This window comes from Campylobacter concisus, from assembly GCF_050447505.1.
Classification (GTDB): Bacteria; Campylobacterota; Campylobacteria; order Campylobacterales; family Campylobacteraceae; genus Campylobacter_A; species Campylobacter_A concisus_BP.
This window is the reverse complement of the sequence record NZ_JALMFZ010000001.1, coordinates 73,340-87,242: the sequence shown is the minus strand read 5'-3', so window position 1 is coordinate 87,242 and position 13,903 is coordinate 73,340. Positions and strand designations below refer to the sequence as shown.

At 39.3% G+C, this 13,903-nt stretch carries 9 protein-coding genes; 7 read left to right on the top strand and 2 right to left on the bottom strand.

Annotated features, from left to right (window positions below):
• Positions 1–79 precede the first annotated feature (79 nt).
• Genes MTT09_RS00345 through rlmN form a run of 4 tightly spaced genes read left to right on the top strand, consistent with a single transcriptional unit; the run spans position 80 to position 5,938 of the window.
• Entirely contained in the window at positions 80–3,358 is a 3,279-nt protein-coding gene (locus tag MTT09_RS00345) for a DEAD/DEAH box helicase (RefSeq protein ID WP_429801913.1), read from the top strand.
• A 2-nt stretch (positions 3,359–3,360) separates the two neighbouring features.
• On the top strand, positions 3,361–4,116 hold the full coding sequence (gene hisF, locus MTT09_RS00340) for an imidazole glycerol phosphate synthase subunit HisF (protein ID WP_158335305.1): 756 nt from the start codon (positions 3,361–3,363) through the stop codon (positions 4,114–4,116).
• Entirely contained in the window at positions 4,116–4,796 is a 681-nt protein-coding gene (locus MTT09_RS00335) for a purine-nucleoside phosphorylase (RefSeq protein ID WP_158335330.1), read from the top strand. Before hisF ends, MTT09_RS00335 begins: the two co-directional genes overlap by 1 nt.
• Positions 4,793–5,938, top strand: coding sequence for a 23S rRNA (adenine(2503)-C(2))-methyltransferase RlmN (gene rlmN / locus MTT09_RS00330; RefSeq protein ID WP_429801912.1), 1,146 nt, complete (start codon positions 4,793–4,795; stop codon positions 5,936–5,938). The genes MTT09_RS00335 and rlmN overlap by 4 nt, the downstream gene beginning before the upstream one ends.
• A 218-nt stretch (positions 5,939–6,156) precedes the next feature.
• Here rlmN and MTT09_RS00325 read toward each other — a convergent pair whose 3' ends face one another.
• Both MTT09_RS00325 and MTT09_RS00320 read right to left on the bottom strand, forming a co-directional pair.
• Positions 6,157–6,471 (bottom strand): hypothetical protein, encoded by a 315-nt coding sequence (locus tag MTT09_RS00325; protein ID WP_021089919.1) that lies wholly within the window; start codon positions 6,469–6,471, stop codon positions 6,157–6,159.
• Between the two features lie 144 nt (positions 6,472–6,615).
• Positions 6,616–7,536, bottom strand: a complete 921-nt coding sequence (locus MTT09_RS00320; RefSeq protein ID WP_158335307.1) for a pseudouridine synthase family protein — start codon at positions 7,534–7,536, stop codon at positions 6,616–6,618.
• Between the two features lie 187 nt (positions 7,537–7,723).
• Here MTT09_RS00320 and purB point away from each other — a divergent pair, with 187 nt between their 5' ends.
• The 3 genes from purB (at position 7,724) to MTT09_RS00305 (ending at position 13,485) form a co-directional block, all read left to right on the top strand.
• Positions 7,724–9,055, top strand: coding sequence for an adenylosuccinate lyase (gene purB, locus MTT09_RS00315; protein WP_021089950.1), 1,332 nt, complete (start codon positions 7,724–7,726; stop codon positions 9,053–9,055).
• A gap of 344 nt (positions 9,056–9,399) precedes the next feature.
• Positions 9,400–11,775 (top strand): ribonucleoside-diphosphate reductase subunit alpha, encoded by a 2,376-nt coding sequence (locus tag MTT09_RS00310; RefSeq protein ID WP_103572963.1) that lies wholly within the window; start codon positions 9,400–9,402, stop codon positions 11,773–11,775.
• A 36-nt stretch (positions 11,776–11,811) separates the two neighbouring features.
• Positions 11,812–13,485, top strand: coding sequence for a DUF262 domain-containing protein (locus MTT09_RS00305; protein ID WP_429801911.1), 1,674 nt, complete (start codon positions 11,812–11,814; stop codon positions 13,483–13,485).
• The last annotated feature ends 418 nt before the right edge of the window (positions 13,486–13,903 follow it).

Genomic DNA, 13,903 nt, shown 5'->3' with positions numbered 1-13,903 from the left:
ATACAATGATTACAAGTTTAGTTTAATCATATATAAAATGGACTATAATCACTAAATAACAACAAAATAAGGCGCAAATTTGAGTAGGGCAAACACCTTAAAATACTTTTTATTATCACAATATTTAGAGCCAAAAACCTTAGACGAGCCAAAAAAGACAAATAGTAAATTTAAAAAATCAATGGACCTTGAGATCGCAAATTTCGATGAGAAATTTATGCAAATTTTAAGAGCATTTGACAGGTCGCTTTTAAAAAATGGTATAGAAATTTCAATTTATGGCGGCATATTTGAGACTGACTTGCTCGCCCTTGCGATATCAAAGCTAGCAAAGGTGAAATTTGAAAAAGAGCAAATTTTAGATGAGCTACGCTCTGAGCAAACTAGCTTTGAAAAGGCATTTTGTTATAGGCTTAAGCTCTCTGGCGATCTAGCGTTTTGCAAAAATGAGCAAAGTTTTGCTTTGAAAGATGCAAATTTAGATGATGAGCTAAGCCCATTTTTCACGCCAAACTCATCAAATGAGCTCTTTATCCCAACGGCTCCTTGGGCGATGGTGCGCCTAAACCGCCTAAAAGAGATCAGCCAAAACGACTTTAACAAAGAGTGCGAGCACATCAAGGATAAAATTTCTATCCATAAAGAGAAAATGAAGCTTAGCGACTATGTAAAAGCGGTGCATGAGGAGCTAAAAAGCTCGCTAAAGACGCCATTTTGTAAAGATGTGATCAGGCTTGAAGTAAGGATCGCTGATCCAAATTTTAAGGAGAACGACGCCCTTTTAAATAGCTTTTTTATAGATGATATAAATTTGCTTATCAAATTTTACGAGTCAGGCAGGACGCACGAGCTGACGGACCAGTTTTTAGACGAGGGCAGTGAGAATAAATTTGAGAGGCTTGACGTTAGAGATGAGCTAAATCAAAGGGCGGTGAGGGACTTTTTTAAGGCTGAGCGCTACCCAAGATCGGCTTTTGCGAGTGATTTTGCCTTAAATTTCTCACAGCAAATGGCACTAAATAACATCATAGAGAAATTTAAAGAAGGTAACGGCGGGATTTATAGCGTAAATGGCGCTCCAGGTACGGGCAAAACGACACTTTTAAAGGACGTGATGGCTGAGGTTGTCACACTTAGGGCGATGAAGCTCGCGCAAATGAGCAGGCATGATATCTTTGAGCCAGTTTATGACAGCGACGAAAAGGCGCTTTATTTTAGGCTAAATGACGAGCTGCAAGGCTACGAGATGGTCGTTAGCTCTTGCAACAATGGCGCGGTTGAGATTTTGAGCAAGGAGCTAAGTCAGTTAAAGAGCATAGGGGATTATGCGGGCGAGATTGATTATTTTAAATTTATAGCCACAAGGCTGCTCTCGGCTGATGAAAAGAGTAAATTTGGCGAGAAGTCCTTTATCTCAAAGCCAGCTTGGGGGCTTTTTTGCGTGGCGCTTGGCTCAAAGCAAAACAAGTCAAATTTTGTTTTTAATGCAATTAATGGCGTAAAGATCGAGGCTACTCATAGCCAGTATGATGAGATCTCAAAAGAGTATGGCGAGTTTTTGGAGCAAGATGGCTTTTTGATGGGGCTTGGCAAATATCTGGCAGTGGGCGAAAGGACTGATGATTTTGACGAGGCGAAGGAGAAATTTAACCTTGCGCTTCACGAGGTAAATTTACTTTTTAGTGAGATCAGGATCAAAGAAGAGGAGCTAAAGAGCCTAAAAAGTGAGCTGGCTGATGTCGATAGGAGGCTAGAGAGCTATAACTCAGCCAAGCAGATAGAGGAGCTTTTATCTCCGCTTGAGAGTGAATTTACTAGCGTTAGTGGCGAGCTTGAAGATAAAAAGGCTGAATTTAGCGAGCTAACAAGAGTTGTTAGTCAAAATGAAGCTTTGCAGGAGTATCTAAGCACACCAGAAAAGCCGCCATTTTTTCTCTTTCAGCAAATTTTTAAGACAGAGGCCTTTGAAAAGTATAATGACGAGGCGTTAAAGGTTGGCGAGATAAACCGCCAGATAGCTGAGCAAAATTTAAAAGCAAGCAAGCAAAATGGCGAGAGCAAAGAGAAAAACGAAGCAAGGCTAAATGAGTTAAAAGACGAGATAGCAGGGCTTGAGAGCAGGGTAGCAGAGCTAAATACTAAGATAAATCTTTACAAAAGGCTACAAAGCGACTTTGCTAGACGTCAAAAGATACTTGGCAGGAGCGAGGAGCTAGATATCTTTCTAAACGGCAGCTTCAGCGAGAGTAATGACGAAATGCAAAAGAGTATGCCATTTATGATGGAATTTGGCATAGACAAAAAATTTCACAAGACAAAGCTTTTTAAGGCTAGGATAGAGCTTTTTAAAGAGGCGTTAAATTTGCACAAAGCTGCCATTTTTGCTTGCAAAGAGGCTGTTAGGACAAATTTACGTGCCCTTAGCGTTATCTTTAACGATGAAAAGATGGCTGAGAAAAACGGCTTAGAGGCAAAGCATAGACGTGAGGTCATCAGAGGGCTCTTCTTGCTAACGCCAGTTGTTAGCTCGACTTTTGCCTCGTTTAATAACACCTTTAAAGACCTTTTAAATGGCGATATAGGCATGCTTTTGATAGACGAAGCAGGGCAGGCAAATTTAACTAACGCGTTAGGCGCCTTGCTTCGCTCAAAGATGGCTGTGGTAGTAGGCGATCCACTCCAGCTTGAACCGGTCGTAACGCTGCCAGTTAGTTTAAATAACGCGATACTTAGCTACTGCGAGGCAAAAGAGGAATTTAACCTGCTTAAGTCCTCACTTCAACTAAGAGCCGACAAAGCGCAGAATATCGGCACATATATAAAAGGTAGCGGCGAGAGTATCTGGGTCGGCTCGCCATTGATCGTGCATAGAAGGTGCGCTAACCCTATGTTTGAGATTTCAAATGAGACTACATATGACGATATGATGATACTTGGCAGAAGCGCGGCTAGTAAATTTGCAAACACTAACGTGCAAACAAAGTGGATAGACGTTAGAAGTGAGGAGTGGATAGGCAACTACAACAAAGTCGAGGGCGAGGTGGTTAAAGAGCTCTTGGCAGGCGAGCTAGCTAGCCAGAAAAATAACATCAGGATAATAACGCCATTTAAAGATGTTTGTAGAAATTTAAAAGGTGCTGGCACTATCCACACTATGCAGGGCAAAGAGGCTGACATTATCGTATTTGTGTTAGGGGGAGCTACAAAGGGCGCTAGAGCATGGGCTGCTAGCAAGCCAAATCTGCTAAACGTGGCGCTAACAAGAGCAAAAGAGGTTATTTATATAGTTGGAAACCGAGAAAATTGGGCTAGTTTGCCATATTTTGAGGTGGCAGCTAGAAAGATAGACAAAGGATAAATTTGAATCATTTTGCAAAACGCATAATCCCATGCCTCGACGTAAAAGATGGCAGGGTCGTAAAAGGTGTAAATTTTGTTGGACTTGTCGATGCTGGAGACCCAGTCGAGATAGCTAAAAGATACAACGACGAGGGTGCTGACGAGCTTTGCTTTTTGGATATCACAGCCTCTCACCTTGGCCGTGATACGATAGTTGATGTGGTAAAAAAGGTCGCAAGCAAGCTTTTTATACCCCTAACCGTTGGCGGTGGCATACGCACGATAGATGATATCTCTCGCCTTTTAAATGCGGGCTGTGACAAGGTGAGCCTAAACTCATCGGCGATAAAAGATCCAAATTTGATCGACGAAGCGGCTAAGAAATTTGGCTCGCAATGTGTCGTCGTAGCGATCGACGCTAAAAAGATCGAAAATGGTTATAGCGTTTTTATAAATGGCGGCAGGATCGATACCAAAAAAGATGCCTTTTCTTGGGCAAAAGAGGTCGAGTCGCGCGGAGCAGGGGAGATATTGCTAACGTCTATGGATAACGACGGCGTCAAGCAGGGCTTTAGTCTGGAGCTAACAAAGATCTTTAGCGCGCTTTCTATACCGACTATCGCAAGCGGTGGCGCTGGCAAGATGGAGCATTTTAAAGAGGCTTTTGAAGCTGGAGCTGATGCGTGTCTTGCTGCTTCGATATTTCACTTTGGCGAGATCGAGATAAAAAAGCTAAAAGAGTATCTCAAGGCAAATGGCATTGAGGTCAGGCTTTGATGTTAGTTATCTCAGCTGGAAAAAACGAAATTTTTGACTTTGCCTTGCCGATGGGTGTGGGGCTAGTCGATATGGCGATAAATTTGACAAAGTTTTTGCAAAAAAGATCATGCGTGGGAGTAGATGAAAAGAGTATAAATTTAAAAAACATCGATCCACACTATCTCGCAAAGATCGAGGCTAAATTTGCAAACTCATCAAACCCAGAGCTGCAAAATCTAAGCCAAAATTTGTCAAAAAATCCTGAGCGAAATTTATATCAAATGCCAGAAAAGATAGTTTTTGTTGGCTCGGCAGGTCTATATAAAGATGGTGAAATTTTGCAAATTTATGAAAGCTCGGTTGGGGCAAATATTGAAATTTCTAGCATAGAAAATAGATCTTACTCGCCCATCGAGTGTGAAATTTTTTCTATTGTTTCACGTGGAACTATCAAAACAAATTCGTCAAATTTCATAACGAAAGACAAAATTTTGGCTCATAAGATGTTTGAAAAGGGATATTTTTTAGAAAATATGGAGTTTTTTTCTGTTCTAAAAGTGGCTCAAATTTTTAAAATTCCAGCTTACGGAATTTTTATAGCGACAAATTTTTGTGATGAAAATGCGCATGCTGATTTTATAAAAAATCACTCTGCGGCCAAAGAGCTACTAACAAAATATGTAAAGGAAAATATGTGAAAAATTTGCTTGATCTTAGCATCGAAGAGTTAAAAGAGCTAGTCTCTCCCTCTTTTAGAGCGACGCAAATTTATGAGTGGATATACAAAAAAAATGCGACTGAATTTAGCCAAATGCTTAATTTACCAAAGGATATGCGCCAGGATCTGGCTGAGAAATTTTATCTCGATCCTCTAAAATGTGTGAAATTTGAGCAAAGTAGCGACGGCTCTATCAAGTATCTTTTTGAGCTAAAAGATGGTCTAAAGATAGAGAGCGTTTTGCTACCAATGAAAGATGAGATTAGCGACGAAGATGGCAAGGTTAGTCGCCATGCTCGTTATACTGTTTGTGTTAGTTCGCAGGTTGGCTGCAAAATGGGCTGTGCTTTTTGTCTAACAGCAAAGGGCGGGCTTGTTAGAAATTTGACTGCTGGTGAGATCGTAGGACAAATTTTATGGATAAAAAGAGAGAATAACATACCATACGAGAGGCGCATAAACGTTGTCTATATGGGTATGGGCGAACCGCTTGATAACCTTGCTAACGTTAGTAAAGCGATCAAAATTTTAGCTCTTAATGAGGGTCTAGCCATATCGCCACGCCGCCAAACTGTTTCAACTAGCGGCCTTGGTAGTCAGATAAAAAAGCTTGGCGAGATGGATCTTGGTGTCTTGCTGGCCATATCACTACATGCTGTTACTAACGAGCTTAGAAGCCGCTTGATGCCGATAAATAAGGCTTATAATATCGAGGCAGTTATGGATGCTGTTAGGGGATTTCCTATCGATATGCGAAAGCGTGTGATGTTTGAATATCTTGTTATCAAAGACTTAAACGACAGCGTTAGTGATGCGAAAAAGCTGGTTAAACTGCTGCATGGTATCAAGGCAAAGGTAAATTTGATCTACTTTAACCAGCATGAAGGTAGTGAATTTGGACGACCTGAGCTTACTAGCATGCTAAAATTTCAAGAATATCTAAGGGATCATGGCGTCACTTGCACGATCAGACAGAGCAAAGGACTTGATATAAGTGCAGCTTGCGGACAGCTAAAACAGCGAAATGAAAATCCAAAATTCAGAGCTAACGTTAGCGATAAGAGTACAGCTAAAGCAGAAGAAAAACCAACTAACGATAAAACTAACGTGAGTAAAAAATGACAGCTCTTGATATCGCTGAGATCATTTTTATAGTAATAGTTGCTGGTGTTGGACTTGGGCTGATCCTAAAAGTTTTAAAAGAGGAAAGATAAAATTTATAGATTTTTTACTCGAAAATTAAATATGCTTGTTGGATTTTACAAGATATGTTGGTGAAGTAAAATTTATCTTATTTATGCAAAAAAAGATTAAAATACTTCACCTTTTAAAATTATTTTTTAAAATAATCCTATTATTTTAGCAGCTATAACAGGTATTGGTGCATTGTTTGTTTCAAAGGCATTATTTGAGTTACCATATTTAGGTTTTGCCTTACCTCCAGAAATCACCCATGCATCATTTGAACTACCATATTTTGGCTTTAATTCTTTACCATCAAATGTCCAAGCTGCATTTGAATTGCCATATTTTGGTTTAAACTCCTTGCCATCCCAAATCCAAGCTGCATTTGAATTGCCGTGTTTAGGTTTTAATTCTTTGCCATCCCAGACCCATCCATCACATTCTTTGCCATTCCAATTTAGCTTTAACATATTCTCTCCTTTGTGAAAAATGATAAAGAAATGTTACTTGTTAACATCTTAATATAATATAAAAATAGTCAAAATGTTTTTGTTTTTACCTATGTTATTTTGTAATAATAATGAGCAAAATTCATTGATATAAAAAATATAAAATCAGACTACAATAAAGCCCTCTTTTGCAAATTTATAAAACTCACTTTCGGCGTCAAAATTGCTTTTTATGGTGTAAAAAATTTCATCAAATTTAAATGAAATTTCGTCTGAGTGAAGTAAGAGCCTTTTTGCTCCAGTTAAATTTATCCGTTCATGCTCGCTCATCTCTTTGTCTAAAATTTTCTCGATCTGCGGACGTGACAAACCATAAAGTGGTTCGCCAAGTATCTTGTGTTTCACATGAAACAAATGTAAGCGAATTTGATGCTGCCTGCCAGTGAGCGGGATAGCTCGCACCAAAGTCGTATCGATATCGTCAAAATACTTTATAGGCAAAATTTTAGTCACCGCACTTTTTCCATTTTCACAAATTTGCATTCGCATTTTCACATCGTCATAGTTGTTTGCCAGATCCATCTTAGCATCGATCATAAATTCTCGCTCGATCTTGCCTTGCACCATTGCGACGTAGCATTTAGAAACCTCTCTGTTTTCAAAGATTTTCTTTAGCTTTATCGTAGAATTTCTATCTTTTCCAACGACTATCACGCCACTTGTTTCGCAGTCTAGCCTATGTGCTACGCTCGCTTCTCGTCCAAAAAGTGTGTAAATTTCATCATTTAGCGAGTAGTCGCAGTGCCTACCATTTGGGTGGCTCAGCACCCCGCTTGGCTTGTCAAATACCGCAAAGCTCTCGCACTCAAAGATCGGCTTTAGTCCCTTTGGTTTGGCCTCATAGTCGATCAAAAAGACATCGCCACACAAAACGGCATTTTTCTCACTCACGACACTGCCGCTACAGATCAGCCTGCCTTTATCGATGAGGCGCTGGGTTTGGCTCATGTTAAAGCCATTTTGCAACAAAATTTCGTAAGCTTTTTGATGATCTGCAGTAATGATAAATTTATTTACATAGGGCAAAAATGATCCTTTGAAAAACGAGCGAGCTATCTTAAGCCCAAATTTATAAGCGTATAACCGACATTTCAGCCCGGATTTTATATAATCAAAACTTAAATTTAGAGAAATTGCACGACGTGATTTCTGGCTCAAAAAAGCCAAATTTATACTTTCAGGACAAAAGCAAACTAACACAAAAGGTTCAACAATGGTCGAAAGATACTCACGCAAAGAGATGGCTGAAAAGTGGAGCATACAAGCAAAATACGACGCTTGGCTCAAGGTAGAAAAAGCTGCCGTTAAAGCTTGGAATAAGCTTGGCTTCATAAGCGACAGCGACTGCGAGAAAATTTGCAAAAACGCTAAATTTGAAGTGGCTCGCATCGACGAGATAGAAAAGACGACAAAGCACGATGTCATCGCATTTTTAACAAGCGTCAGCGAGAGCCTTGGAGAGGAGAGCAGGTTCGTACACTACGGCATGACCTCGAGCGACTGCATCGACACAGCCGTCGCGCTTCAGATGAAAGAGAGCTTAGAGCTCATCATCAGCGACGTAGAGGAGTTCATGCAGGCGGTCAAAAACAGAGCGAACGAGCACAAGCACACGCTCATGGTCGGCAGAAGCCACGGCATCCACGGCGAGCCGATAACTTTTGGCCTTGTGCTTGCCATCTGGTATGACGAGATCGCAAGGGCGCTAAAGCTCATCAAAGACGCAAAAGATACGATCAGCTACGGCAAACTCTCAGGCGCTATGGGAAATTTAGCCCACGCTCCGATGGAATTTGAAGAGCTAACATGTGAGGAGCTAGGTTTGAAAGCCGCTCCAGCGTCAAATCAAGTGATCCAGCGCGACCGCTACGCCCACGTGGTGAGTGCTATGGCTATCTTGGCTTCTACTTGCGAGAAGATCGCAGTTGCCATTAGGCACTATCAAAGGACTGAAGTTTATGAGGCGGAGGAGTACTTTAGCCCAGGACAAAAGGGCTCAAGCGCTATGCCACACAAACGCAACCCAGTCCTTAGCGAAAACATCACCGGTCTTTGCAGGGTGCTACGCTCATACGTCACGCCTTCTCTTGAAAATGTCGCACTTTGGCACGAGCGTGACATCAGCCACAGCTCGGTTGAGAGATTTATCCTGCCAGATATGTTTATCACGGCTGATTTTATGCTAGTTCGTATCAAAAATTTGATAGCAAATTTGGTTGTCTATCCAGAAAATATGATGAAAAATTTAAATTTAACAGGCGGATTAGTCTTTTCGCAGCGCGTGCTTTTACAGTTGCCGCAGCGTGGAATTTCTAGAGAGGACGCCTATAAGATCGTTCAGCGCAACGCCATGAAAGTCTGGGCGGACCTGCAAGAGGGCAAAAAAGCGATCGACGAGCAAGGTCACAGCCTATTTTTGCAAAATTTGCTAAACGATGAGGATCTAACTAAGAGCCTTAGCAAAGATGAGATCAAAGAGTGCTTTGACTACAACTACTACACCAAAAATGTAGATAAAATTTTCGCCAGAGTTTTTGGCAAATAAATTTAAACGCAAGGGGTAAATTTAGCCCCTTGTAACTACTCTAACACAAAATCCAAATTTATCAGCTAGGAGCTAGCATTTTTCAAGCAGCATTTGCAAGCACCAGCAAAATTTAGTGGCAATGTTGGCGCATTTAACTTTTGGTCGCCAAAGCTAACCCAAAAGCTCGCCACGTTTAACGTTTTTTATCACCCTCGCGCTAGAAAAATAAGAGTTTTTGGCAAGCCTTTCTCTTTCTCATTTTGGTGGTAAATTTTATATTTAATGAGTAGTTTTTGGCAAAGAGAGTTTTTATATCTTTTTGGATAAAATCTCAAATTAAAATTTAACACGGAGAGATATTTTTGAAAGTTATAAAACGTAATGGCAGAACAGAAGAGCTTGATATCAGCAAGATCAAAAAATACACAAACGAAGCGGTCCTAGGCCTTAGCAACGTAAGTCTTAGCGAGCTTGAAGTAGATGCGAAAATTCAGTTTAGAGATATGATAACGACTGAGGAAATTCAGCAAACTCTTATAAAAACAGCAGTTGATAAGATCGACATCGACCGCCCAAACTGGACATTTGTCGCTGCAAGGCTATTTTTGTTTGACCTTTATCACAAAGTGACTGGCTTTAACGGCTACAACCACCTAAAAGACTACCTCGCAAAGGGCGAAAAAGTAGGCCGCATCATCCCTGGGCTAAAAGAGAAGTACGATCTTGAGGACCTAAACGCCTACATAAAGCCTGAGCGCGACCTTCAGTTTGCATACCTTGGTATCAAGACGCTTTATGATCGCTACCTTATCAAAGACAAGAGCGGTATGCCCATCGAGCTTCCACAGCATATGTTTATGGCGATCGCTATGTTTCTTGCGCAAAACGAGCTAGATAGCCAAGGCTGGGCAAAGAAATTTTACGACCTCATCTCTAAATTTGAAGTGATGCTAGCCACCCCAACGCTCTCAAACGCAAGGACTACACGCCACCAGCTAAGCAGCTGTTACGTAGGCAGCACGCCTGATAATATCGAGGGCATTTTTGATAGCTACAAAGAGATGGCGCTACTTTCAAAATTTGGTGGCGGTATCGGCTGGGACTGGAGCAAGGTGCGTGCGATGGGCGGTAGTATCGACGGACACAAAAACGCAGCTGGCGGTATCATACCATTTTTAAAAGTGACAAACGACATCGCAGTAGCAGTCGATCAGCTAGGCACTAGAAAGGGCGCGATCGCTGTTTATATTGAGCCTTGGCACATGGACGTGAGCGATTTTCTCGATCTTCGTAAAAACTCAGGCGAGGAGAGACGCCGTGCACACGAGCTTTTCCCTGCACTTTGGATAAACGACCTATTTATGAAGCGTGTCAAAGAAAATGGCCGCTGGAGCCTTTTTGACCCAGCTCAAGTGAGCGACCTTTGCGACCTTTACGGCGAGGAGTTTGAGAAGAGATATTTAGAGTATGAAAATGACGAAAATATCCAGAAAAACACCATCCTTGCAAAAGAGCTTTGGAAGAAAATTTTAACTAGCTATTTTGAAACGGGCATGCCATTTTTATGCTTTAAAGACAATGCCAACAAAGCAAATCCAAACGACCACGAGGGCATCATCAGAAGCTCAAATTTATGCACCGAAATTTTCCAAAACACAGCGCCAAACTACTATAAGATCAAGATCACTTATGAAGATGGCGGCGAGGAGCTATTTGACGAAGAAGAAGACATCACGGTCGATAGCGGCATAACTAAAAAGGCCAAAAAGCTTAGCGCGCTTGATAGCCTAAAAGGCAAGCAAATTTTCATCGTAGAAAAAGAGAGCATCGAGGGCAAAACGGCAGTTTGCAACCTTGCAAGTATAAATTTAAGCAAGATAAACAGCAAAGAGGACATCGAGCGTGTCGTGCCGATAGCTATCAGGATGCTTGATAATGTTATAGATCTAAATTTCTACCCACATAAAAAGGTAAAACACACAAACCTTGCTTCTCGCTCGATCGGCCTTGGCGTCATGGGCGAGGCGCAAATGCTAGCTGAGAAAAACGTAAAATGGGGCAGTTATGAGCACTTGGCGCTGATTGATAGCATAATGGAAAACATAAGCTACAACGCGATCTACGCTAGCTCAAATTTAGCCGTAGAAAAGGGCATCTATCCAAAATTTGAAGGCTCAAAATGGAGTAAAGGTATCATGCCGATAGACACCGCAAACGAAAATGCAAAGGCGCTTTTAAACGACAAAGGCGGGCTATTTGATGAAAATGTCTGCGACTGGGACAAGCTAAGAGAGAAGGTCAAGCGTGATGGCATGAGAAATGGCTACCTAATGGCGATCGCTCCAACTAGCTCGATCTCGATCCTTGTTGGCACCACTCAGACCATCGAGCCAGTCTATAAACGCAAGTGGTTTGAGCACAATCTAAGCGGTATGATCCCAAATGTCGTGCCAAATTTAAGCCCAGATACTTGGCAGTTTTACACGCCAGCTTATGAGCTTGATCAAAGAATTCTTATAAAAGCAGGCGCTATCCGCCAAAAGTGGATCGACCAAGGACAAAGTCTAAATATCTTTATGAGCTTAGACAAAGCAAGTGGCGGATATCTAAGTGAAATTTACACGCTTGCATGGGAGCTTGGACTAAAATCAACCTACTATCTACGCTCTGAGTCACCAGATAGCGAAAAACTAAACGACGTAGCTGACCGCTCGATCGAGTGTGAGGGATGTCAGTAAAACAAAAAAATCAATTTTTAAAAAAGGAGATGTAAGATGGCCAGGGAAATAGATGCAAATGTAAAAAGTGTTTTGGAGCTTTTGCAAGGAAATATAAAATTTATTATTCCAACATATCAAAGGCCGTATATGTGGGAAGCAAAAACTCAATGCGAACAACTTTGGAGCGATATAATTGACTTTATAGAAACATATAGAGACAAAAATAGTGGAGAAGTAAATTTTGGATTTGATGAATATTTTTTGGGCTCAATAGTAGTTTTTCAAAATGAAAACAGAGAGTTTGAAGTCATAGATGGTCAGCAACGATTAACCACGCTAACGCTTTTTTATAGGGCTTTATATGAGAAAACCAAGGACAGATCAAAAGGCTGGGCTAAAAATTTCGGCAAATGCATTTGGGCATTTGATGAAGGTAGTGAAGAATTTGACTTCTCAAAAAGAAAACTAAAAAGTGAGGTGTCAACACAAGTAGATAATGAGATTTTGGATAAAATTTTAGATCAAGAATGCTTTAATGATACAAAATCAAGAAGCAAATACGCAGAAAATTTTAACTTCTTTTTAGATAAGATTGGCGGTATGCCACTCGATCTATTTGACCCTTTGTGTAAAATGCTAATAGATGATAAAGGGCGTTTAAAAATTTTGTTTATAAAATGCGATGAGCAAGAAAATGCTTTAAGAATTTTTAATACCTTAAATAATCGCGGGTTGCCACTAAGCGATGCCGATATTTTTAAAGGTGTAATCTACGGCTATCAAAAAGACAAAGAAAGCAAAAATAAATTTGCTAAAGAATGGCGTGAACTGGAAGAAAAATTAAAAGAAAATAACCTTAATATAGATACTATTTTTACGTATTATTCTCATGCAATTAGGGCTAGAAGTAAAGATAAAAGCAAGGAAATTGCTGCTAGGAAATTTTATAGCAAAGAGCGCTTGAAAGATGAAAAACTATTTTCCGAAATTCAAGAGTTGTCAGATTTCTGGTGTGGAGATTTTGATGATAAGATTAAATTGCGTGCTTCACAATTTTTTGATGTGATTAATCTCTTTCCTAATCAATATCCAAAGTCATTGATTTCTGCATTTTATTTTTATTGTAAAGACAAAAATTTGGATTTTTTTGATGATAAAAATTTATTGCCATTTTTATCCAAAATGATAGCTAATTTACTTACGATTTATATAAATAATTCTACTGTAAATGCAATAAAAGACCCTGTTTTTAACGCTTATGTAAACCTTTACGAAAACGGAAATTTAGATTTTAAAATTAGAACTCAAGATATCTTAAATGATAAAGATAGATTTAAAGAAGATTTTTTTAGAAGCTCAGGATTAATAAAAACCCTAACACTTTTAAATCTTTATTTGAAATATGAAACACAAGAAATTATCTATGGCGAGGTAGAGCATATCTTACCTAGAAACTGGCAAGATACTTGCTATCAAAATTTAAATAAAGACGAAGCTGGCAGATATATCGAAAGTATCGGTAATAAAATGTGGTTAGAAAAATCTTTAAATATAAAAGCTAGTAATCATTATTTTAAATCTAAAAAGGAAAAATATAAAGACTCAAAATTTCAAGAAGCTGTAGGGTTGTCAGAACTACCGCAAGATGAGTGGGGAAAGGATGATATTATAAAGAGAGAAAAAGAAATCTTTGAGACGATTAATAAATTTCTTCAAGATAACATCTAAATTTTAGAGACCTAAAAAAGGTCTCTAAAATCACATACATCAGTAGCCTCAACATTTGCTTGATTTTATCGCATCAAATACCGCGTCGTAGTTTGCCTCATTTACGATTTCGATAACGATTTATTTTTAAAAGTAGTAGGCTGTTATTGTTTATGGTTATTTTATGAAGTTTTTAAATTTTTAAGACTTTTCCTAAATAAGCTTGATTGACCTGTAAAATTTCAAATCTACTATTTTAAAAACTAAAATTAAAATAATTATTTAAGTAAAAATAATCAAATTTTAGTTTAAAATTCATAATAAACACAAAAATATACTTAAGAAAACTCTATAAAATTTTATATTTTTTGATAAATATTATTAAACAAAAGAAAATAGTTATCTATCTTTTAAGCTTTCTTGTCCTATACTTTTAAAC